Annotated in this window: 1 protein-coding gene and 1 pseudogene; both read right to left on the bottom strand. The window is 65.4% G+C overall.

Annotated features, from left to right (window positions below; all coding sequences use genetic code 11):
- Positions 1-260 (bottom strand): annotated as a pseudogene (locus G7A99_RS22175) (TRAP transporter small permease); the annotation flags it as partial.
- Between the two features lie 58 nt (positions 261-318).
- The coding region (dctP, locus tag G7A99_RS22170; RefSeq protein ID WP_205600005.1) for a TRAP transporter substrate-binding protein DctP at positions 319-816 on the bottom strand (498 nt) is incomplete at its 5' end.

The raw sequence follows: 816 nt of genomic DNA, 5'->3' as shown, positions 1-816 counted from the left end.
CCGCCCAGGCAGAACAGGACCGCGACCAGGAAGATGGTGGTTTCGTGGACCCACGAGGTCGGCGAGTCCAGACCGTAGCGCAGGAAGACCTCGACCACGCTGATGGCCATGGCCACGAAGGCCAGCCAGCCGATATCCGGGGCCAGGCGGTTAATGCACCGATCGAGGCGGGTGCGCGCCCCCTCGGTGGTGAAGGGCCCGTCGTCGGCCTCACCGTGCTCCGCGTCGCGGGACTCGGCAAGCGGGACGTTGGCGCTCATGGTTGCTCCTCCCCTGACAAAGACCGCGGGCCGCCGACGCGGCCCGCGGCGGAGTCACTCACATCAGGTCGCGCTGCTTCAGGAACGCGACGACGGAGTCGTAGACCTTCTGGCACATCTCGTTCTTCTCGGCCCAGTTGGCCCACTCCTTCTGGGCGATGCGGCGGAATTTCGCGCGCTCGGCCTTGGGCAGGTCGATGATCTCGATGTCGTCGTTCTTGCGCGCCTTGGCCACCGCCTTGAGGTCGAGCTGATGCATCCGGAAGGCGGTATCCACGGCGAGGTAGTCCACCGATGTCTCGAGGATCGTCTTGAGATCGTCGGGCAGCTCGCTCCAGACGTCCTTGTTGATCGAGACCGCGCCCATCGGCATGGAGTGGAAACCGGGATAGATGGGATACGGCGCGAACTCGTGGAGGCCGAGCTGCTGGTTATTGGCGAAGGTGTTGTAGTCCGCCGCGTCGATCACGCCCTTCTCCAGGGCGGTGTAGACCTCCGAGGTCGGCAGGTTCACCGGCGTGGCCCCGGCCTTGCTGAACACGTTGTTCACCATGCC

This window comes from Arhodomonas sp. KWT (genome assembly GCF_010993615.1).
This window is presented reverse-complemented; position numbering and strand designations above follow the sequence as displayed.